17 protein-coding genes and 5 tRNA genes are annotated in these 20,996 nt (G+C 53.9%); 5 read left to right on the top strand and 17 right to left on the bottom strand.

Annotation, left to right across the window (positions count from 1 at the left end; genetic code table 11):
• Positions 1-33 precede the first annotated feature (33 nt).
• The 8 genes from ACT3RP_RS04980 to ACT3RP_RS04945 form a co-directional block, all read right to left on the bottom strand.
• On the bottom strand, positions 34-3,027 hold the full coding sequence (locus ACT3RP_RS04980) for an FAD-binding and (Fe-S)-binding domain-containing protein (protein WP_483393381.1): 2,994 nt from the start codon (positions 3,025-3,027) through the stop codon (positions 34-36).
• 18 nt (positions 3,028-3,045) lie between these two features.
• Positions 3,046-4,263, bottom strand: coding sequence for a pyridoxal-phosphate-dependent aminotransferase family protein (locus ACT3RP_RS04975; RefSeq protein WP_444671380.1), 1,218 nt, complete (start codon positions 4,261-4,263; stop codon positions 3,046-3,048).
• Between the two features lie 100 nt (positions 4,264-4,363).
• Positions 4,364-5,551 (bottom strand): CaiB/BaiF CoA transferase family protein, encoded by a 1,188-nt coding sequence (locus tag ACT3RP_RS04970; RefSeq protein WP_441686233.1) that lies wholly within the window; start codon positions 5,549-5,551, stop codon positions 4,364-4,366.
• A gap of 42 nt (positions 5,552-5,593) precedes the next feature.
• Positions 5,594-6,400 (bottom strand): enoyl-CoA hydratase, encoded by an 807-nt coding sequence (locus ACT3RP_RS04965; RefSeq protein WP_441686231.1) that lies wholly within the window; start codon positions 6,398-6,400, stop codon positions 5,594-5,596.
• A gap of 64 nt (positions 6,401-6,464) precedes the next feature.
• Positions 6,465-7,748, bottom strand: a complete 1,284-nt coding sequence (locus tag ACT3RP_RS04960) for a TRAP transporter large permease (RefSeq protein WP_176483373.1) — start codon at positions 7,746-7,748, stop codon at positions 6,465-6,467.
• Between the two features lie 9 nt (positions 7,749-7,757).
• Positions 7,758-8,318, bottom strand: a complete 561-nt coding sequence (locus ACT3RP_RS04955) for a TRAP transporter small permease (protein ID WP_096278277.1) — start codon at positions 8,316-8,318, stop codon at positions 7,758-7,760.
• Between the two features lie 65 nt (positions 8,319-8,383).
• Positions 8,384-9,361: a TRAP transporter substrate-binding protein gene (locus ACT3RP_RS04950; protein WP_096278275.1), complete on the bottom strand. Its 978-nt coding sequence runs from the start codon at positions 9,359-9,361 to the stop codon at positions 8,384-8,386.
• 316 nt (positions 9,362-9,677) lie between these two features.
• Positions 9,678-10,139: a GlcG/HbpS family heme-binding protein gene (locus tag ACT3RP_RS04945; protein WP_483393380.1), complete on the bottom strand. Its 462-nt coding sequence runs from the start codon at positions 10,137-10,139 to the stop codon at positions 9,678-9,680.
• 242 nt (positions 10,140-10,381) lie between these two features.
• Here ACT3RP_RS04945 and ACT3RP_RS04940 point away from each other — a divergent pair, with 242 nt between their 5' ends.
• The 5 genes from ACT3RP_RS04940 (at position 10,382) to ACT3RP_RS04920 (ending at position 15,669) form a co-directional block, all read left to right on the top strand.
• The gene (locus ACT3RP_RS04940; protein ID WP_096278271.1) at positions 10,382-11,065 is read left to right on the top strand and encodes a GntR family transcriptional regulator; all 684 of its coding nucleotides are present in this window, start codon (positions 10,382-10,384) and stop codon (positions 11,063-11,065) included.
• 213 nt (positions 11,066-11,278) lie between these two features.
• A complete protein-coding gene (gene glcD / locus ACT3RP_RS04935) occupies positions 11,279-12,778 on the top strand; it encodes a glycolate oxidase subunit GlcD (RefSeq protein WP_096278269.1) in 1,500 nt (499 codons plus the stop codon).
• A 53-nt stretch (positions 12,779-12,831) separates the two neighbouring features.
• Positions 12,832-13,932 (top strand): glycolate oxidase subunit GlcE, encoded by a 1,101-nt coding sequence (gene glcE / locus ACT3RP_RS04930; protein WP_441686227.1) that lies wholly within the window; start codon positions 12,832-12,834, stop codon positions 13,930-13,932.
• A gap of 16 nt (positions 13,933-13,948) precedes the next feature.
• Positions 13,949-15,181: a glycolate oxidase subunit GlcF gene (gene glcF, locus ACT3RP_RS04925; RefSeq protein WP_441686225.1), complete on the top strand. Its 1,233-nt coding sequence runs from the start codon at positions 13,949-13,951 to the stop codon at positions 15,179-15,181.
• 86 nt (positions 15,182-15,267) lie between these two features.
• A complete protein-coding gene (locus ACT3RP_RS04920) occupies positions 15,268-15,669 on the top strand; it encodes a heme-binding protein (RefSeq protein WP_096278263.1) in 402 nt (133 codons plus the stop codon).
• Between the two features lie 126 nt (positions 15,670-15,795).
• On the opposite strand, the gene ACT3RP_RS04915 is transcribed toward ACT3RP_RS04920, so the two are convergent.
• From ACT3RP_RS04915 to ACT3RP_RS04875, 9 genes are all read right to left on the bottom strand, one after another.
• Positions 15,796-15,872 (bottom strand) — tRNA-Asp (locus ACT3RP_RS04915).
• Positions 15,873-15,953: 81 nt separating this feature from the next.
• Positions 15,954-16,029 (bottom strand) — tRNA-Val (locus ACT3RP_RS04910).
• Between the two features lie 47 nt (positions 16,030-16,076).
• Positions 16,077-16,153, bottom strand: a tRNA-Asp gene (locus tag ACT3RP_RS04905).
• Between the two features lie 100 nt (positions 16,154-16,253).
• Positions 16,254-16,330 (bottom strand) — tRNA-Asp (locus tag ACT3RP_RS04900).
• Between the two features lie 84 nt (positions 16,331-16,414).
• Positions 16,415-16,490 (bottom strand) — tRNA-Val (locus ACT3RP_RS04895).
• A 116-nt stretch (positions 16,491-16,606) separates the two neighbouring features.
• Complete coding sequence (locus ACT3RP_RS04890) at positions 16,607-17,329, bottom strand: alpha/beta fold hydrolase (protein WP_096278260.1); 723 nt, start codon at positions 17,327-17,329, stop codon at positions 16,607-16,609.
• 26 nt (positions 17,330-17,355) lie between these two features.
• Positions 17,356-18,267, bottom strand: coding sequence for a tRNA 2-thiocytidine(32) synthetase TtcA (gene ttcA / locus ACT3RP_RS04885; RefSeq protein WP_096278258.1), 912 nt, complete (start codon positions 18,265-18,267; stop codon positions 17,356-17,358).
• Positions 18,268-18,381: 114 nt separating this feature from the next.
• Positions 18,382-19,047: a 3'-5' exonuclease family protein gene (locus ACT3RP_RS04880; protein WP_255249090.1), complete on the bottom strand. Its 666-nt coding sequence runs from the start codon at positions 19,045-19,047 to the stop codon at positions 18,382-18,384.
• Positions 19,044-20,891, bottom strand: a complete 1,848-nt coding sequence (locus ACT3RP_RS04875) for a DUF294 nucleotidyltransferase-like domain-containing protein (RefSeq protein ID WP_483393379.1) — start codon at positions 20,889-20,891, stop codon at positions 19,044-19,046. The genes ACT3RP_RS04880 and ACT3RP_RS04875 overlap by 4 nt, the downstream gene beginning before the upstream one ends.
• Positions 20,892-20,996: the final 105 nt, after the last annotated feature.

Genomic DNA, 20,996 nt, shown 5'->3' with positions numbered 1-20,996 from the left:
TTGACCTCCTAGGTTGTTATTGATGTACAGCCTTCAGGCTAGCGCTTGTTCCAGCAATCGAGCAACGTGTATCGCTTCGCGACCGCTGCCGTCATGGATTTGATGGCGACAGCTTGTGCCGTCAGCAATAAGTACGGCATCTTTATCAGCGTTGCGAATAGCGGGCAACAGCGAGAGCTCGGCCATTTTTAGCGATGCCTCATAGTGCTCCGCTTCATAGCCAAAGCTGCCCGCCATACCGCAGCACGAGGACTCAATTGTTTTGACCTCAAGGCCGGGAATCCAGCCTAGCACTTGCTCGACGGGGCGCAGTGCATCAAACGCCTTTTGGTGGCAGTGGCCGTGCAGCATAGCGTGCCCGTATGGCAGCGCTTTAAGTTCCAGCGGAAGCTGATCCGCCGCACGCGCGTTGACCAAAAACTCTTCAAACAAATACGCCGATGACGACAGTGCTTTCGCTTCTTCACCAAAGCCGTACTGCAGAAACTCATCGCGCATGCTGAGTAAGCAAGAAGGTTCTAGCCCCACGACGGCCACACCACGCTCCACAAAGGGCATCAGATGCTCAAGGGTGCGCTTGGCTTCTGCTTTGGCCTTATCGAACTGGCCCGACGATAGATAGGTTCGCCCGCAGCAAAGGGGGCGCTGCCCTTTCGTAACATTCAGATGAACGCGGTAGCCCGCTGCTTCCAGCACCCGTTTGGCCGCCTTGGCATTATCGCCTTCCATATAGTTATTAAAGGTATCAACGAACAGCAGCACTTCCCGCGCAGCGTGCGGGGACGCCTCGGCACTGGCAAGGAAGTTGCCGTTAAATAGAGGCAGCGAACGCTGGGGCGCAAGCTTAAGCGCCTGTTTGATTTGCTTGGCTAAAAAAGGGACTCGCTCAACGCCGTTGACCAATGCGGAAAACTTGCTGGCCCACGGGGCGTAGCGCGGCATTTCCCCCACCATACGGTCACGTAGAGAGATTCCTTTAAGACGCGCGCGGGCGGTACGTGCCTCTATTTTGAACTTGGCCATATCCACGCCCGTGGGGCAATCGCGCTTGCAGCCCTTACACGAAACGCATAGATCCAGCGCCTCTTTGACATCGTCACTGGCAAGCCCTTCATCACCCAATTGGCCGGAAAGCACCAGACGCAGCGTATTAGCGCGGCCCCGGGTCAAATGCTGTTCATCCTTAGTAATGCGAAAACTTGGGCACATGGTTCCCGCGTCAAACTTACGGCAGTGGCCGTTGTTGTTGCACATCTCCACGGCCATAGCCAAGCCATGGGTGGCATCGCCGCCGCTGCCTGGCGACGTTTGCTCGCCGGTGAGCGGGTCACGCTTTACATTCCAAGCGGACCAGTCAAACACCGGGGTTAGCGGGATGGTTTTATAGGCTTTAGGAAAACGAAAGTAGCGTTCGTCGTCCATTTTGGGAGTATCGACAATCTTGCCCGGATTGAACAGATTGTGAGGATCAAACAGTTGCTTTATTTCACGAAAGGCGTCGTTGATCGTCTCGCCGAACTGCCACGCCACCCATTCGCCACGGCAGATACCATCGCCATGCTCACCGGAGTAGGCGCCTTTATATTCGCGCACTAGCGCGGAGGCTAGCTCGGCGATTTCACGCATTTTCTCTGCGCCATCCCGGCGCATGTCGAGAATCGGGCGCACGTGCAACGTGCCGACGCCTGCGTGGGCATACCAGGTGCCTTCCGTGCCGTAGCGGTTAAACACGTCGGTCAGCTTTTCGGTGTACTCCGCCAAATGCTCTAGCGGCACCGCGCAGTCTTCAATGAAGGAAACCGGCTTACCGTCGCCCTTCATACTCATCATGATGTTGAGCCCAGCTTTACGCACGTTCCACAATGCTTTCTGCTCAGCGGCTCCTGGCATGTCGACCACGCTGCCAGGCAGGCCTAAATCAGCCATCAGCTCACTAAGGCCACGCAGTACCTCCATCTGTGCCGCGTGGTCTTGGCCGGCAAACTCCACGAGCAAAATCGCTTCAGGCTTACCAATTAGCGCCTTTTCAATGACAGGCCGAAACGCAGGATTTTCCAGCGATAGCTCAATCATCGTGCGATCAACCAGCTCAACCGCCGTGGGGCCAAGCTTGACGATATGTTGAGTGAAGTCCATCGCCTGATAAAACGTCGGGAAATTCACCACGCCCAGGACTTTTTGCTCGGGCAGCGGTGACAGCCTGAGCTTAATACGCTGGCTAACGCCTAGCGTCCCTTCAGAGCCCACCAATAAGTGGGCGAGGTTCGCACGCCCGTCAAGATCATAGGGAATAGGATTTTGGCAATCGAACAGATCCAGATTATAACCACCTACCCGCCGCAACACCTTGGGGAAGTGGTCACGTATTTCAGGCGCGACACGCTGCGCGATGGCCTTGATCTGCTCAGCAATGCGCTGCTCCTGGGAGCCTTGAGCGACACTGTCCACGAAACCGAAGTTGGCCGCGCTGCCGTCGGCTAAAAGCGCCTCGACGCCCAGCACGTTATGCACCATATTGCCGTAGTAAATCGAGCGAGACCCACATGAGTTATTGCCCGTCATTCCGCCAATCGTGCACTGCGCGCTGGTAGAAACATCCACCGGATACCATAGCCCATGCGGCTTAAGCCACGCATTCAGGTGGTCAAGCACAATGCCTGGCTCGACCACCACGGTGAGTGCCTCGGCGTCGAAATCGACGATCTGATTGAGCCAGCGCGTAGTATCAATCACCAGCGCCTCGCCAACGGTTTGGCCACACTGGCTAGTCCCCGCTCCCCGCGCCAATATCGGCACGCTAGCATCTCGGGCGATATCCAGCGCTATTTTCAAATCCTGCTGGTGGCGCGGGATGACCACGCCTACCGGCGTCACCTGATAAATAGAGGCATCGGTTGAATAGCGCCCCCGCGTTGCCCGATCAAACCGTACTTCACCTTCCATTTCGCGGGATAGCCGCTCGGCAAACTCGCCGAGCGGTCGAATCTTGGCATCACCGGGCAGGCGATGATTGGTCAGAGACGTCATGTGGCTCTCCCCCGTCATTTAGCGCTCTGCTGCGCCTGCATTGAGCGGATTAGCTGCAAAGTAATCCAGCGCGGCAAGCACACCGCTTCCCTTCAGCTTCACGCCAGCAAGCTTCATGCCCGCCTCACAGCCGCCCAGGGTGGCAATCAGGGTTAGATCGTTGCAGTCGCCTAAATGGCCAATCCGGAACATCTTGCCCTTGGCCTTACCCAGCCCCATGCCAAGTGAAAGATCAAATCGCTCATAAATGATCTTGCGCACCGCATCCGAATCAACGCCTTCGGGCATCACCACACCCGTCAGTACCGGCGAATACACCGCAGAGTCCTGGCACTGAATTTCTAGCCCCCACGCTGCTACCGCTGCGCGCACGCCGGCTCCCCAGCGCTGATGGCGAGCCAGCACATTGTCGAGACCTTCGTCCAACAGCATATCCAGCGCTTCATTCAGGCCGTAAAGCAGGTTAGTGCTTGGCGTGTAGGGCCAGTAGCCGTTCTTATTGGCCTCTAGAATTTCATCCCAAGCCCAAAAACTTTTTGGCAATGTCGACTGCTTACTCGCTTCGATTGCTTTAGGTGAGAGCGCGTTAAAACTGATGCCTGGCGGCAGCATCAGGCCCTTTTGGGAGCCGGAAACAGTAACATCTACGCCCCATTCATCGTGACGGAAGTCGGCGCTGGCCAAGCCTGAAATAGTATCGACAATCAGCAATGCAGGGTGGCCCGCCGCATCAATAGCCTTACGCACGGCCGCAATGTCACTGGTGACGCCGGTAGAGGTTTCGTTATGTACAACGCACACCGCTTTCAGCTCGTGACCGGTATCTTCTTTTAAGCGCGCTTCGATCATGTCTGCCTGCACACCCTGGCGCCAGCCTTCATAGCCAGGCAGGCTCAGAAATTCGGGCTGAATGTCCAGACGCAGAGCCATTTTTTGCCATAGCGTGGCAAAGTGGCCGGTTTCAAACATCAGCACACGGTCGCCAGGTGACATGGTATTGGCTAACGCGGCCTCCCAGGCACCGGTACCTGACGCTGGGTAAATAATTACCGGGTTCTCGGTCTTGAATATTTTTTTAACCTTGCTCAGCAGTTCGAGACCCAGCGCGCCGAACTCCGGCCCACGGTGGTCAATGGTGGGCAGGCTCATCGCGCGTAAGATGCGGTCTGGCACCGGTGATGGGCCAGGAATTTGCAAAAAATGACGACCGGATGGGTGAAAATTAAGTTTTAACATGATGACGCTCCTGTTTGTTGTTGTACGGCTCGCGGCTGGATCTGCCGCTTAGCGTTATTCAAAATGGATAATGAATGCAATTTATCACATCAAAAAAGCGTTACTTGATGCATCCTTCAGCGCGTAAAGCATCAAGCTCTTCACCAGAAATACCCAGGCTATCAAGTACTTCATCAGTATGCTGAGCAAACAAAGGTGCAGGGCTACGAATTTGCGAGGGCGTTTCCGAAAACTTACTGGGAAAGCCTATCGTCTTCATTTTGCCTATCACCGGGTGATCCATCTCCTGCACCATGCCTCGCGCTACGTAGTGCTCATCCTGCATGGCTTGAGCGAAATCGTTAATAGGCCCTGCCGGTACACCCGCGCGGTCACAAAGCGTTAGCCACTCATTCACACTTTGGTCGGCCATCAGCTCTTCAAGCAACGCTTCCAGCTCTTCAACGTGCTGACCGCGCGTCTGGTTAGTGATAAAACGCGGGTCTGCCATTAACTCCTCGCGTTTTAAGACATCCTGACAAAAGCGTTCCCAGGTTCGTTGATTGGCACAGCCGAGCATCAAATAGCCATCGCTGGCTTTGACGGCCTGATAAGGCGCAGACACGCGATGGCGCCACCCCGTTGGCTTAGGCACGGTGCCTTCAGAAAAATACGCTGCCGCCTCCCAGGTAAACCAGGGCAAGCCACACTCGGTAATGGCGATATCAATATACTGGCCGGCGCCCGTCTTCATCTTGTGAATGCATGCCGCCAGGATTGAATAAATCGCGGTGAGTCCCGCCCCAATGTCGTAAACAGCAATGCCGGTTTTCAGCGGGCGTTTGCCCTGCTCACCGGTCATCGACATCAATCCCGTCATGCCTTGCGCCACCAGGTCGAATCCACCTTTGTGGCTATACGGCCCGGTTTGTCCGTAGCCTGAAATGGAGCAGTACACGATGCCAGGGTTGATGGCCTTAATCGTGTCGTAATCAATGGCCAGCGATTTTGTGACGCCAGGCCGGTAGTTTTCGACAATCACATCGGCATCAGCGGCTAAGCGATAGAAAATTTCTCTAGCGCGTTCATCTTTTAGATTAAGCGATATGCTCTTTTTATTACGATTAATCTGTGAAAAGCAGGTCGATTCGCCGTTGACGTAAGGCCCCATTTGGCGGCTGTCATCACCGCCATTGAGCTTCTCCACCTTAATCACCTCAGCGCCCATGTCAGCCAACACCATGGTGCAGTAGGGACCGGCCATAATTTGCGATACATCCAGCACTTTTATGTCTTGTAGGGGAAGCACGGGCTTTCCTCCTAGTTAGTCGATGTAAGCTCTGGCCGAAAACTAATGGCCAGACCACTTAAACGGCGTTTTATTGACGAATTTATCCACTGCCGAGGCAAAATCTTGGCTCATATAGCAGGTGGTTACCCAGTCATCACTCGCGTCGGCGGGAAGACGTCGCTGCTCCAGCGCACGTCCAATCAACGCCTTACTGGCCTTAAGCGTTAGCGGCGCACGCTGAGCAAAGGCCTCTGCGAGTATCGCCACGTCGGCATAGATGGTGCCTGCGCCGAACTGCTGATTGATTAATCCCGTCGCGAGTGCCTCATCGGCACCAAACAGGCGCGCCATCATCAGCGCCTCTTTTGTCCGCGCAACGCCGAGCATATCGATCATGCGCGAAACGTTATTAATCGACAGCGTATTGCCCAGCGTTTTAGCAATGGGTACGCCAAACTTGAGCGTCGAGGTGGCGTAGCGAAAATCGCACACTAGCGCCAGTGCCGCCCCGCCCCCCACACAGGCACCTTCTATCAGCGCCAGCGTGGGCTTGGGAAAGGCCTCAAGTTTGCCGACAACACGATCAATACGCCGCTCGTAGTCAATGGCATCGCTCGCCTTGTTAAAGGTTGCAAACTGACCGATATCGGTGCCGGCTACAAACGCTTCACCGCCTACGCCGTGCAAGACAATCGCATGAATATCGTCGTTGTCGACCAGCTGATCGCAGTGCTTTTCCAGGGCGTCGTACATCTCCCAGGTCATGGCATTGCGGCTCTGGGGCCGATTAAAGCCAATCCAAGCCACCCCGTTACGCTGCTCAAAGCGAACGCTATCGACGTGATTGGGTTCGTTTACGTTGCTCATCTGCTACTCCTGTTAGGCATGTCGTGTTCGAGTATTACCTTTCAGCTCTCGACCAACGGTCACGTTATCCGTAGACAAAATTCACTAATGCCAGCGCAAACGCCGGAATATAGGTATTAATCATCAGGATCGTAAACAGCACGGCAATGAACCACAGGTTGGTTTTCGAGGTTGCCCATATGTCCGATTTAGCAATGGAGCACGCCGCAATGAGCACGCTGGCCACCGGAGGTGTTTGCTGGCCGATCGCTAAGTTTAACGTCACGATCAGGCCGAAGTGCAGCGGATCGATACCCACTTCAAGCACTAGCGGTAAAACAATGGGCACGACCAAAATAATCGCCGCGGCAGAGTGCAGGAAAATACCCAAAATCAAGAAGATGATGTTGAGTAGTGCCAAAATCATGTACTTGTTGCTGGTAAGCTCGCTAATCTGCATCGCAATCTGCTGGGGAATACGCGTTTCAGTCAGATACCCACCGACGACCGCTGACGCTGCCACCAGTAGCATCACCACCGCGGTTTGCACGCCGGCACTCTTACAAGAGTCGATGAAATTTCTAAAGGTGAATTCGCGATAGATCACCGCACTGATAAAGATAGCGACACATACCGCCAGCGCTGCGCCTTCGGTCGCAGTAACGAACCCACCAAAGATACCGCCTAGAATGATGATCGGAATCAACAGTGCCCAGATCGCTTCTTTGAAAGCGATCCATAGCTGCGAGACCCGAAAGCGCCCTTCAGAGGGGAAGTTATATTTGCGTGCCAGGTAGTAGCACATCCCCGCCAAGCCCATTGCACCTAAAAGTCCTGGGAAGATACCGGCAACAAACATTTGTACCACCGATTCACCCGACATGACCGCATACAGAATCATCGGAATAGAAGGCGGCAGGATGATGGCCAGGCTGGCAGCCGAAGAGGAAATTGAAGCGGCAAATTCTTTGGTGTAGCCCCGCTTGCGCATCGCGGGAATCAAAATACTGCCTATGGCCGATACGCCTGCAACGGAAGATCCTGAAATTTCAGCGAAAAACACCGAAGCGCCGATGGTAACCATCGCTAAACCGCCTTTAATAAACCCTACCATTGCCATGGCTAAGTCAATCAAGCGCCGCGATATACTCGAGGCGTTCATAATGGCACCGGCGAGAATAAACAGCGGAATCGCAATCAGCGGAAAGTTGGTGGCGCCCTCAAACATCGTCATGCCGACCGTCGGCATTGCCAAGCTGCCATACGACATGAACGTTGCAACGGTTCCCACCAATGCTAATGCCACCGCAACAGGCACATTGATAAGAATCAGCAGAATTAATGCGATAAAGATATACAGTATGACCATGGTGTCTGCTTACCCTCGCTGCTGTGTGCTGACGGCTTCGACGGCATCTGCGTCAAGGCCTGCTTCTTCAAGTTCATGATCAATAAAGCCTTTACCTCGAGCACTTTTGATCACGTCGGGGAGCCGCAGCAGTTCAGCAATAATGAACAGTACGGAAGCAACGGGAATAGCCGACTGAGTTATCTGCATTGAGATGGCGGGGAGGCTGACCATATTGACGCCATCAAGAATCAGCATCACCTGATAGCTTGCTAAGCCAAGGAAGATAAAGAAACCGATGGTGATAGCCTCGGCTAGCAGCGCGACCGGCACACGAATGACAGGCGGGCACATATTAAGCACGCTGGGGCAGGTAATATGCGCGCCTTTCGCGGCGGCCAACGCCGCACCGTAATAGGTCACCCAGGCCAGCAACACAGCCGCCAGCTCGTCATACCAGCTTAAGGGAAAACCTAGATAGCGGGTCACGAAGCCGACGGTGACCACGCCCGCAAGCGCAATTACCAAAATCACGACGATACCTTCAAGAAACGAAAAATAGGCGTTCTTGAATTTTGTAAAAGTACTCATTGAGACCTCCGAGAGACGAGGTGCCGCGTATCGAGCGCTGCACCTCTGATAGATTGGCGCGGGACTTACTCGCGTAGCGCAGCCACTGAGTCAATCAAGTCCTGACCACCGTCTACTTCATCGGCAAACTTACTGTAGATAGTTTGTGAGGCCTCAACGAAAGCATCGAAATCGACGTCGTTGACTTCCATTCCCTCTTCTTTCATTTTCGCCAGGGTTTCATCATCGAGACGCTGACCTTCTTCTAACACGAAGTCTTCCATTTCAACGGCCACTTCTTCGAGCACTTGCTGCACTTCTTCCGGTAGACGGCTCCAGCTAGCACCAGCGGTTAGGTAGGCAGGGGTGTAAACGTGGTTGGAAATGGAGAGGTAATCCTGCACTTCCTGGAAGCGCGAGGAGTAGGTTTGAATTAATGGGTTTTCCTGGCCGTCCATTGCCCCGGTTTGTAGCGCCACGAACACTTCAGAAAGCGACATCGGGGAAGGCGCCGCACCGTAGCTACGGAACATTTCAATACGCCATACACCGCTGGGCGTGCGCAGCTTTATGCCTTCAAGATCGCTAGGAACAACAATCGGCCGAACGTTGTTAGTGATCTGACGAAAACCGTTTTCCCATACCCCGATAATTTTAAAACCACGGGCTTCAGCGGCGTCATACATGGGCCCACGTACGACCTCATCGCGCACGCGCTTCATGTGCTCGCGGTCAGCGATTAAATACGGCATTTCAAACAGCGCAAACTGATCTGATTCCGAACTCATGACCGTGGAGGGTATCGAGAGATCCAGTGAACCCAAACGCAAACGACGCATCATTGATTCATCGCTGCCCAGCTGGCTGTTGCCATAAACGTTTACTTCGGCAACGCCTTCTAAGCGTTCGTTGGCGAGTTCAGCAAAACGGTTGGCGCTAATTTCAAATAACGAGCCAGGGCCACCCACATGACCAAGGCGCACTTCAATAGCGGCGTTAGCGGCGGCGGCCTGCAAGCCAAGCGATACAATGGCCGTTGCCAGCGCTGTTTTGAGCAGTTTCATAGTGAACTCCAAGTGAAGCATTTGTTGTTGTTGGCTATGTCGCCACCGCAGCGTTAGCTCACGATGGAACCTGCATGGGAAGCTGTTTGAATAGACCAACGCGTTGCTAATAGGCATCTACAGCAAAGGCTTTCCCCACATCAATTTGAATTCAAAATTCAAAATTAGGTATTAAACTTTCGTCTTGTCGCAAAAACAAAACTGCAACGCGTTGTTTTTTAAGCTCTCTCTAATAACCTTCACACATAAAAAAACGGGCAGTGGCTCGAATAAGCCACACAGCCCGCTCTTGAATCACAATTATCCCGCTATATTGCTAGCTAGGCTCAAGCCCCCAACGTAAACCTGCTAGCTCAATACCCGCTATAGCGGCCTGCTGGTCTTCATCAGACGAGGCACCGCTTACGCCTACCGCGCCAATCACACATTGCTGATCATTCAAAATGGGGACTCCGCCCGCCACGGCCACAAAATGCCCCTGGGAAGCCGCCGAAACGCTGGCAACAAACGCCGTGCGTTCAGCGTTGCGAACTCCTAACACGCCGCTGGCAACCCCGATGCCAAGTGAAGCATAGGCTTTCCCCTGCGCCACTGGAAAACGCAACGGTGCACAGCCATCTTCCCGTTCTGCTGCCACTAAATTACCGCCGCCATCTAATACCACGATGGTTAGCGGCGGGAGGCTGGCTTCGCGGGCCAGCGCTATAGCGCCTTCGATTACTTTTCTACTTTGTTCCCTAGGAAGCTGCACGCTGCAGTGGAATACTTGTCCGGCCATCGGTTTTACCTTTGTGATTGTTAAGATGACAATATCGCCAGCAAAATGCTGACATCGTGAATACTGAATTCATAATTACTTTTGCAGATCATGCAAATAATAGCCACTATGCAAAGACGGTTTTAAGCAAAGTCGGCTGTACTCGGCGCTAGGTTTAAGCAAATGGTATCGTGCTCAAACGATCCAAGTGGTCTGGGTAGCTTGGCAACAAGTCAAGTGCGCCACTGACAAGGAACTGAAGAATGACAAAGATATTGCAGCGCAACTTGTATCGCGAAGTGGCCGATAGAATTGGCGAACTCATTGAGCACGGCGAGCTTTCCCCCGGAGAACGAATATCTGAAAAGCAGCTGTGTGATCGCTTCGGCGTATCGCGCACGCCTTTGCGTGAAGCGCTGAAGGTGCTCGCCACCGAAGGCCTTATCGAGCTGCTGCCCAACCGAGGCGCACGGGTGGTACAGCTGACCTTCAAAAAGGTTAAAGACACTTACGATTTAATGGCGGCCCTAGAAGGGCTATCCGGTGAACTTGCCTGTGAGTACATAAGTGACGCTGAAATTAGCGCCATTCGAAAGCTCCACGATACGATGCTAGAGCACTACCGTAATCGCGATCTATTGCCCTATTTCAAGGTCAATCGCCAGATTCATGAAAGCATTCTGGCCGCGGCGAATAATGACGTTTTACAAGAAACCTATAGCAACTTAAATCAACGCGTTAAGCGCGTGCGTTACTCCAAGAAAATGACCGAGCGTTACTGGAGCCAGGCGGTCAAGGATCATGAAAACATGATGGCGGCGCTCGAAAAGCGTGACGGTGCGCTGTTAGGCCAAATCCTGCGTGACCACTTGTGCAATAAAATTGAGGTAGCCACGTTAGCGGGCGTGATTAACCCTGATTATGACAAGAGTATCGCTAACGGCTGAGCGGACCTAGCGCCACTCAGCAGCACAGGAAGCGTTCTGTCGACCAATGAATGGTAAGACCAATGCACCACGGTCTAGACAGACGCGCAAAAAAAGCCCAAATTGAAACCACGTGGCGCAAACGCGCTGTACGTGAAATATGCACGTGCCTGAAATATGTTCGTGAAAATAGCCAGCGTTATCCTTTAATGACAATAAGCATGGGATGTCATCATGAATATCCTCTTTGATGAGCGCCTAGATGGTCCGCTCGTTAGCCGTGATAAAGCAGAGGTTTTAAACGACCTGCAGCAATCCATTCCCGCAATGACACTTCTGCATCGTGAGGAAGACCTGAGACCTTTTGAGTGCGACGGGTTAGCAGCCTATCGCGTATTGCCCATGTTGGTGGCGCTGCCTGACTCGCTTGATCAGGTGGAAAAGCTGCTCAAACGCTGTCATGCACTCAGCGTACCCGTTGTCACCCGCGGTGCAGGCACCGGGCTTTCAGGCGGCGCGCTGCCGCTGGAGCAAGGTGTACTGCTAGTGATGTCGCGCTTTAACAAGATTTTGAAAGTCGACCCTGATGCTCGTTTAGCGCGTGTTCAACCCGGCGTGCGCAACCTGGCTATTTCTGAAGCCGCCGCGCCCTACTCGCTCTACTACGCGCCCGACCCTTCATCGCAAATTGCCTGCTCTATTGGCGGCAATGTGGCTGAAAACGCCGGCGGCGTGCACTGCTTAAAATATGGTCTTACGGTGAATAACGTAATGCGCGTTGACGTGCTCACCATTGAGGGCGAGCACATGACATTGGGGGCTGAGTCGCTAGATGCGCCCGGTTTTGACCTGCTGGCACTAATGAACGGTTCAGAAGGCATGTTGGGGGTAGTTACTGAAATTACCGTCAAGCTATTGCCCAAACCGGAAACGGCTAAAGTGCTGATGGCAAGCTTTGATGACATCGAAAAAGCCGGTCGGGCCGTTGGTGACATCATTGCCGCAGGCATTATTCCCGGCGGCCTAGAAATGATGGATAAGCTCGCCATCCAAGCCGCTGAGGATTTTGTCAGAGCTGGCTACCCACTCGACGCCGAGGCAATTTTACTCTGCGAGCTAGACGGCGTTGAGGCTGATGTCGACGACGACTGCGCTACCGTACGCCGAGTATTGGAAGATGCCGGGGCCACCAACATCCAGCAGGCTCGCGATGAAGTCGAGCGTGCCAAGTTCTGGGCGGGGCGTAAAAATGCCTTTCCCGCAGTGGGCCGTATGTCGCCGGATTACTATTGCATGGATGGCACGATTCCACGCCGCGAACTTCCCCGGGTGCTTAAAGGCATTGCCGCCCTTTCACAAGAAAGCGGGTTAGCCGTGGCCAATGTGTTTCACGCAGGCGACGGCAATATGCATCCGCTGATCCTATTTGATGCCAACCAAGAGGGCCAGCTGGCGCTTGCCGAAGAGGTGGGTGGCAAGATTCTTGAGCTCTGCGTGGCCGTGGGCGGCTCTATCACCGGCGAGCATGGCGTTGGTCGCGAAAAAATCAACCAAATGTGCAGCCAGTTCCAGCCGGATGAAATTAGTGTTTTTCATGCGCTAAAAGCGGCTTTTGATCCACAGCGGCTGCTGAACCCAGGTAAGAACATTCCGACGCTGGCACGCTGCGCTGAATTTGGTGCGATGCATGTGCATAACAACGAGTTACCACACCCGGAGTTGCCACGTTTTTAACATTTACCCTAGCCACGATAATAACTAGGCAAGACCCAAAACTAGGAAAGACCATGACCGAACGAGCGATGCATGCCGCCGACCGCGATATCGCTGATGCCCTGTGCGAACAGGTGCGCAGCGCGTATGCCGAACGCACCCCGCTACGTATTGTAGGCGGAGACACCCGCGCTTTTTATGGCCGCCCCGTGGAAGGCCAAACACTGCAAATGACCGAACACAAAGGCATTGTGAGCTATGACCCGGTAGAGTTAGTGGTAACCGTGCGCGCTGGCACGCGTATTAATGACTTAGAGGCCGTACTAGCAGAGCAGAATCAAATGCTGGCATTCGAGCCACCACTATTCGCTGAAAGCAGCACCATTGGTGGCGCCGTCGCCACTGGGCTTTCCGGACCTCGCCGCCCCTGGGCGGGTGCGGTGCGCGACTTCGTGCTGGGCACGCGAGTGATCACTCAAGAAGGCAAGCTGCTCCGCTTTGGCGGCGAAGTGATGAAGAATGTCGCCGGTTACGATCTTTCGCGCTTAATGGCTGGTGCACAGGGCACTCTAGGCGTACTGACCGACATTTCCTTTAAAGTGCTGCCGATCCCCACAGCCACTCACAGCCTGCGGTTAACGTACAGTCTTGATGATGCGCTCAAAAAACTCGCCGAACTGGGCCGTCAGCCGCTGCCAATCACGGCGGCTGCCTGGCATCACGGCGAGCTGTTTCTACGCTTAGAGGGCGGCAAAAGCTCGGTTCAAGCGACGCAGGAACGCTTGGGCGGTGAGTCGCTTGATGCCAGTTTCTGGCGCGAGCTACGCGATCATACTCACACGTTCTTTCAGCCCGACGATGATCAAGCGCTGTGGCGCCTATCGCTGCCGCCGAACACGGCGCCTCTAGCCTTGGATATTCCTAAAACAAATATCTTTTACGACTGGGCGGGCAGCCAGCGCTGGGTAAAGACAACGTTGGATGCAAACACGCTGCGCGCTACCTGCAACGCCGCGGGCGGCCATGCGACCTGCTACACACCTCATTCCCAGGGCGGCGCCGTAGATCCCTTCACACCGCTAAACGCGGTAGTGGAAAAATATCATCGTAACCTGAAGGCGGAACTGGATGCCCATGGCATATTTAATCCCGGTCGTCTTTATGCGGCGTTTTAATCAGGAGAGCTGACATATGCAGACGCACTTTACCGATGCCGATCGTCAAAAGCCGCATATTCAGGAAGCGGAGCGCATTTTACGCACCTGCGTTCACTGCGGCTTTTGCAACGCCACTTGCCCAACGTATCAACTGCTAGGCGATGAGCGCGACGGCCCGCGTGGACGCATCTATTTAATGAAGGAGTTGCTCGAAAGCCGCGACGATGACGACCAGGTCACCGATGAGACTCGCCTACACCTTGACCGCTGCCTGACGTGTCTTAACTGTGAAACCACCTGCCCTTCGGGCGTGGAGTACCATAAGCTGCTTAACATTGGGCGTGCTGAAATTGAGCGCCGCGTACCCCGCCCGCCCGGTGAGCGGGCTCAGCGCTACGTACTGCGCAAGATGATGGTTGATCCTAAACGCTTTCAAGCGCTCTTGAAGCTTGGGCAAACCTTTAAACCGCTGGTGCCTGCCAAGCTGCGCAGTAAAATGCCTCCGGCCCCCGTGGATGCCGGTACTCGCCCCGATGCCCACAGCCACGCTCGCCAAGTATTAATGCTAGAAGGGTGCGTACAGCCGGGGCTGTCACCGAATACCAATGCCGCTACCGCGCGCATACTTGATCGTTTAGGTATTAGCGTAACGCCTGTTTCTGAAGCAGGCTGCTGTGGCGCGGTGGATTTTCACCTCAACGCCCAAGACGACGGCCGCACCCGCATGCGCGCCAACATCGACGCCTGGTGGCCGTACATTGAACAAGGCACCGAAGCTATTGTACAAACCGCCAGTGGCTGCGGCGCCTTTATTAAAGAGTATGGTTACATGCTCAAGGATGACCCCAGCTACGCGGTGAAAGCGGAAAAGGTCAGCGCTCTGGCTAAAGATATTGTCGAAATCTTGCGCGATGAGCCGCTAGAGGCGTTGAACGTTAACGACTCAAAGCGGCTGGCCTTTCACTGCCCGTGTACGCTACAGCACGCTCAGAAACTCAATGGAGCGGTCGAAGGCGTGCTTACTAAGCTAGGTTTCTCTTTAACGCCTGTTCAGGATGGGCACCTTTGCTGTGGGTCGGCGGGCACATATTCTATTACCCAGCCTGAGCTTGCCACGCAGCTGAGGGACAATAAACTCAATGCACTTGAGGCAGGCAAGCCGGACGTTATTGTCACGGCCAATATCGGCTGCCAGACGCACCTTGCCGGCGCAAACCGAACCCCAGTGCGCCACTGGGTAGAAATCGTCGATGCAGCACTTCCCTAACCCTTAGCTTTTAAAACTTAACCCCTGCGCCGCGCTGCTACTTAATAGCGCGGCGACTCACTCCCTCCCTTAAAAAGGATTACACCATGCAAACAAAAGCCATTCTTGCCCAAGCCGATGTGATTAGCGTACTGGATGCTGCACAGAAAGAAGCCGATAGCAATAGCTGGCCCGTGACCATCGCGGTAACTGACGACGGCGGCCACCTGCTGGGCCTGCGCCGTTTAGATGGTGCTGCCCCCTTCAGCGCTGAAGTAGCTACGCAGAAAGCGCGCAGCGCAGCGCTAGGCCGTAAAGAGACACAGGTATTCGAAGAGATGATCAACGGCGGACGCACTGCGTTTATTTCTGCGCCGCTGCAAGGTCTTCTCTCAGGAGGCGTGCCGATTATTGTCGATGGTCATGTAGTGGGTGCCGTCGGCATTTCAGGCGTCAAACCTGAGCAAGATGTGCAAATTGCTAAGGCGGCCGTTAGCGCCATTGCTTAATACTCGCGCGCCGCTAAGCGGGTAGACGCAATAAAAAAGCCCGGATCAATGATCCGGGCTTTTTTGAATTTGTTCGGCTAATGCCGATATAGCTTTTACATCATTACGACATCTTAAGTGCTTTAATGGCGGACCGGACGAGACTCGAACTCGCGACCTCCGGCGTGACAGGCCGGCATTCTAACCGACTGAACTACCGGTCCACGTTAAGACACTTCTATCATACCCATTACACAGCTACTATTTGCAAGCGGTTCAGAGGCGCTCTTAAATCTTAGCGATAATGGTGGGTGGTACTGGGTTCGAACCAGTGACCCCCAGCTTGTAAGGCTGGTGCTCTACCAACTGAGCTAACCACCCAATCTAGCTGACTATCTAATCTAGCTTACTATCCATCAGTGTTATCGTGGCGGACCGGACGAGACTCGAACTCGCGACCTCCGGCGTGACAGGCCGGCATTCTAACCGACTGAACTACCGGTCCGAAGTGCGATAACATACTTTTACTGCAACATCTATTCTAGAACATCTTTGTTACAACAGCATCAGTGAAACAGTATGCAAGCTGGGTAGCGATGTGATGTTGGCGGACCGGACGAGACTCGAACTCGCGACCTCCGGCGTGACAGGCCGGCATTCTAACCGACTGAACTACCGGTCCGTTATGCACATCAATACTTAATTTCACTTGGCTTACTATTACGCTATTACTGCTTTTCCTACAACGTATCTTTACCATCTAAGATGGTGGGTGGTACTGGGTTCGAACCAGTGACCCCCAGCTTGTAAGGCTGGTGCTCTACCAACTGAGCTAACCACCCGCTGGACACGTGGCGCTGAATTCTACAGAAGACTTGTTCAATGTCAACATGCTACGTTTAAAACTGTTCTTAAAACGATGCTTTAAACCCGCGTGCTGCTCTGCTTCTGTGAAGCCTTAGCCGTAAGCGCGGACGAAGGATGCCGCAATTTGGGTCGCTTCGTCAATCAAAACCTTATGCGTTTGGCCAGAAGAGCGGCGAGGCCTGAAATCATGGTCGCCATCTTCTAGCCATGCGAGGTGGGCATTGGCTGGCAAATCATAGCTTGCGACGTCATTGCGGGTGCCGAACGGATCTCTCTCGCCTTGTAAAACAAGCAAAGGGCACTCAATGGCTGGCCAGTGGTCCAGTCGAAGCTTGTCAGGCGCTTTAGGCGGATGAAACGGATAGCCAGCCACCACGACCCCAGGACATGCCTGCTGGCTCGCTAGCAGCGTTGCCACACGCCCTCCCATTGATTTCCCCCCGACCCACAAAGGAAGCGCCGACAGTGGGCTGAGCAATGCATGCCACTCAGTCAACTGCACAAGTGTTTGGGCAATTGGCGGAGGCGGTCGGCGCTTACCCGACTCTTGCATCTGCTGCATATACGGAAAGTCGATACACAGCACTTGCACTCCCTGCTGGGCCAAAGAAGTGACAAATTGCTGCATGAACGCTGACTGCTGGCCGGCCCCCGCCCCGTGGGCAAACAGTAATCGCCCTACCTTGGCCTCGCCATGTACTGAGAGCGGCCCCCTATCTTGCACCAAAAAACGCCCCGCTGGCTGGCGACGAAACGCGTCGCTCAAAGCCTCAGGGCGTACCGTGTTATATCCAGATAACGCATAGTGTGACACGCACGGCTCCTAGCTATTCAATTAGGCTAGCCAACGTTAAAGGCCTGGATACGCCCCGCCATCAACTCCGCTTGCTTGGCCTCTAAGCCTTCGAAATTGAAAAGGCTGCGGTCTGCCAACTGTGATGGCGCAATGTTGGTAACGGCTTTAAACATGCTTTCCAGGCGGCCGGGGAATTTCTCATCCCATTCGGCGAGCATTTCTTTGACCACTTGGCGCTGCATATTGGGCTGAGAGCCACACAGATTGCAGGGGATAATCGGGAATTCCATTAGTCGCGAGAATTCAGCAATATCGGCTTCTTTGCAGTAGGCCAGCGGCCGAATGACCATGTTTTTACCGTCATCGGACAGGAGCTTAGGGGGCATTGCCTTCAAGCTGCCGCCGAAAAACATATTCAGAAAAAGCGTCTCAAGAATATCTTCGCGGTGATGCCCTAAAGCAATCTTATTGGCCCCAATCTCTTCAGCAAAACCATACAGCGAACCACGCCGTAGGCGTGAACACAGTGCGCAGGTGGTTTTACCTTCGGGCGTTTTCTCCTTCACCACCGAGTAGGTATCACGCTCCACAATGTGATACTCCACGCCTTGCTTATCCAGATAGGCAGGCAGCACGTGCTCAGGAAAACCCGGCTGCTTTTGATCTAAGTTGACCGCTATCAGCGAAAAATTGATCGGCGCGCTGCGCTGTAAATTGCGCAAAATTTCCAGCATGGTGTAACTGTCTTTACCACCAGACAGGCACACCATTATGCGGTCACCCTCATTGATCATTTGATAATCAATAATCGCATTGCCCACTTCTCGGCGTAAACGCTTTTGCAGTTTGTTAAATTCGCGCTTTTTCTTGGCGCCAGCAAAATCCTCTGAGGCGCCCTGCGCAGGATTAACGTGAGCCGAGGAAAGATGAGGATCAAAATGATGAAGAGATTGCATGGTATAGGCACTACCGAGGGTGAAAGATGCTGAAAATGAAAAGCAGCTGCCATTCTAGCAACACTCGCTGCATTGACCCAACATTCAACCTCGCCGCTCGGCGCCAGCCCTTGTCTAAATAGCCTCTGCCATAACGCGCTGCAGGCGCATGTACAGCAGTGCGCTAGCCGTGGCCTCACCTAATATGCCTTGGGCAGCCCCCATTGCGGGCACCTGCCAGCAGGCCAGCGCCTGGGCAAAGCTGCTTGGCGCGTCAACCTCAGGATGCACGCGCCGTAGCTGGCGCTGGTGTAATTTCGCCACATCGACCTGGGCATTAGGCAGCTCAAAGTTTAGGCGCGCGCTTAGCAGCGCATTGAGCGCTCCAATTCGCTGATCCAACTGCCAGCCCACAACGGGGCGATTACCGATGAACTCCACTAACGCACTTAAGTTACCGCTGCTTGGCGCCGTTATCTCACCTGCTTGCCACAGCAGGCGATGGCGGCGCAGCGACGCATTATCAGCCTGGCCCGGCGTGCCTAACGTCAGCACAAAGGCCTGGCTGGTCAGTATCCGTTGCTGATTAAACACGATAGCCGCCAAGCTAATGACCGGTGATGACCCTGTTGGCGTTACACAACAGGTGAGCGCCACCAGCTCTTCTCCCATGTAGGGTTGAAATAGCCAGGCGTAGGGGGAGCCAGCACAACGCCTCCGGTCGCTTTCACGACGCAGCAACGTGCGTAGCGAGCCGCTAAACAGCGCCACGTGCCGGTCTAGCAGCCATATTCCACTCACGAATACTCCAAATGATAACGATGCGAAAGACGCTGTTTAAAGTCTTTAACAATGTGCAGCGCCTGACGCAGTAGGTCGCGCTCTAGTGATGAAAGCGATTGCACCACGACACGATTAGCTCGGCTTGCCTCTTGAGCTCCGTGAAGCGTTCTTTGGTCACTCACCGCTTCTAACGCATCAAGCTGCTGCTTAAGACGCAGCTCGGCAAACAGCGATAGCGCCTCTCCGAGATCCTCAGCAAAGCGACGATCCAAGCGACCATCTGAAGCCAAAGCATCAAGTCGGTCTAGCGTCGAGGTCGCGTTGATACGCCGCTCAAGTGCCATGGTGCGCACACCGTGAACAATAGGAAAAATACCGCCCTTTTTAATATCGATACCGTGCTGAGGCTTTTTTAACGAGCCAAATAGAGTCAAGGGCGTTGAGAAGCGCAGCGCCGTACGGGCAAAATAGGACAGTAACAGCTCGTCATTTGAACAACGTGCAAACAGCTCTTCTCTGACGCTTTCAAGTAGACTTGGATTGCCCGCGACGGCGTGAGTATCAAGCATAATCGCCAGCTTCATCAGGCTATCGCCATCGCGCTCACGGGCCCACTTTGCAATACTGGCTTTCCACTGCGATACGGTGCCCACCCACTCAGCATTAGACACCATAATATTGCCGGGACATGTCGGGTAACCGAGCTGAACCAAGCTGCTAGTAAGCCTTTTCATATCGGCTGAAAGATCAGGCCACTGGACATCATCAGCAAGAATAAGCCCGTTATCTTGATCCGTTTTCAGAACTTGCTCGCCGCGCCCTTCGCTACCCATCACCATCATGCAGCTATGCTCACGATATCGCTCGTCGACGATAAACTCCCAGGCTTTACTTATGATGCGGCCGTTTAACGCAGCGAGTAGATCCATCGCAAAACGCAGTTTAACGCCCTGAGCCATGAGCGCCTTAACAAGCTCTGGAGTGCGCTGGCTAGCCGCCGCCAGCGCCGCCAAGCTGGTCGCCTGCTCAACCTGCAGGCTCACAACAAAACTGCGGCTTGAAAAGTAGCTAAGTACATCGGTAAGTTCGACAACGCCGGTTAAAACGCTGTTTTCCATCACCACTACTCGGGCTACTTGATACCGTGTCATTAGCACCAATACTTCAAACAAGTACTGACCCGGCTCAACGGTCACTAAATTGAAGCGGGCAATCTCATTAAGCGGCGATGTCACATCGCAACTACCCAGTACCAAGCCATTGAGCAGATCGGTTTTGGTCACCATTCCCAGCGTACCCTGGGTGTCCACCAGTAGGCTGTCGGCATGGCTATCGTTAAGCTGCTTCACGGCACTAGCAATATCGGTAGATGCTGCAACCAGCAGCGGCTCGCGCATGCACTCGCTGACCTTAGCCAGCATGAAACCCGCCATGGCGACGCCCCCTCCGGCGCGCTTTTCAGTCAGCAAGCGCGCCTTGTGGGTCAACGATTGACGAAAGAAGTCATTAAAGGCTGGGTAGCGATGGCAAAGCTGCTGAAACAGCGCTTTGGGCAATAAATAGCAAAAGCACTCCTGCTCGGCCTTAAAGCGATAGCGGCTTTTACCGTTCAAAATACTGATCGCGCCAAATATATCGCCTGGCGTGTAGTGGCCGATACGCGAGGTAGTCGATGGAAGGGTGGCATCTATTTCAGCCACTTCCCCTTTATGGATTAGGAAAACAAACTCACCCACTTGGCCTGTCTCTAAAATAATTTCGTCGCGATCAAAATAGGCGAGATCAATGCCACGGCGAATGTGGTCACGTCCTTCATCATCAAGAAGCGTAAACGGCAGTTGGGATAAGTCCACCTCAACCATTGTGCATGACCTCATTCAACTAAAAGGTGGGCTAAAAAACGTGGCATAACGCTCAGCGCTGACCCGAGGTAGTCAATCCTTACTTCTACGCGATAAAAAACCCGC

The organism is Halomonas sp. AOP5-B2-8 (assembly GCF_052376475.1).
Taxonomy (GTDB): domain Bacteria; phylum Pseudomonadota; class Gammaproteobacteria; order Pseudomonadales; family Halomonadaceae; genus Vreelandella; species Vreelandella casei.
This window is presented reverse-complemented; position numbering and strand designations above follow the sequence as displayed.

What these genes read in the sequence shown, in the direction of transcription:
- ACT3RP_RS04920 (WP_096278263.1), top strand. Translation starts at nt 15,268, where the DNA reads ATGCAAACAAAAGCCATTCTTGCCCAAGCCGATGTGATTAGCGTACTG.
- ACT3RP_RS04940 (WP_096278271.1), top strand. Translation starts at nt 10,382, where the DNA reads ATGACAAAGATATTGCAGCGCAACTTGTATCGCGAAGTGGCCGATAGA.
- ACT3RP_RS04950 (WP_096278275.1), bottom strand. Translation starts at nt 9,361, where the DNA reads ATGAAACTGCTCAAAACAGCGCTGGCAACGGCCATTGTATCGCTTGGC.
- glcE (WP_441686227.1), top strand. Translation starts at nt 12,832, where the DNA reads ATGACCGAACGAGCGATGCATGCCGCCGACCGCGATATCGCTGATGCC.
- ACT3RP_RS04945 (WP_483393380.1), bottom strand. Translation starts at nt 10,139, where the DNA reads ATGGCCGGACAAGTATTCCACTGCAGCGTGCAGCTTCCTAGGGAACAA.
- glcD (WP_096278269.1), top strand. Translation starts at nt 11,279, where the DNA reads ATGAATATCCTCTTTGATGAGCGCCTAGATGGTCCGCTCGTTAGCCGT.
- ACT3RP_RS04975 (WP_444671380.1), bottom strand. Translation starts at nt 4,263, where the DNA reads ATGTTAAAACTTAATTTTCACCCATCCGGTCGTCATTTTTTGCAAATT.
- ttcA (WP_096278258.1), bottom strand. Translation starts at nt 18,267, where the DNA reads ATGCAATCTCTTCATCATTTTGATCCTCATCTTTCCTCGGCTCACGTT.
- ACT3RP_RS04960 (WP_176483373.1), bottom strand. Translation starts at nt 7,748, where the DNA reads ATGGTCATACTGTATATCTTTATCGCATTAATTCTGCTGATTCTTATC.
- glcF (WP_441686225.1), top strand. Translation starts at nt 13,949, where the DNA reads ATGCAGACGCACTTTACCGATGCCGATCGTCAAAAGCCGCATATTCAG.
- ACT3RP_RS04955 (WP_096278277.1), bottom strand. Translation starts at nt 8,318, where the DNA reads ATGAGTACTTTTACAAAATTCAAGAACGCCTATTTTTCGTTTCTTGAA.
- ACT3RP_RS04980 (WP_483393381.1), bottom strand. Translation starts at nt 3,027, where the DNA reads ATGACGTCTCTGACCAATCATCGCCTGCCCGGTGATGCCAAGATTCGA.
- ACT3RP_RS04965 (WP_441686231.1), bottom strand. Translation starts at nt 6,400, where the DNA reads ATGAGCAACGTAAACGAACCCAATCACGTCGATAGCGTTCGCTTTGAG.
- ACT3RP_RS04875 (WP_483393379.1), bottom strand. Translation starts at nt 20,891, where the DNA reads ATGGTTGAGGTGGACTTATCCCAACTGCCGTTTACGCTTCTTGATGAT.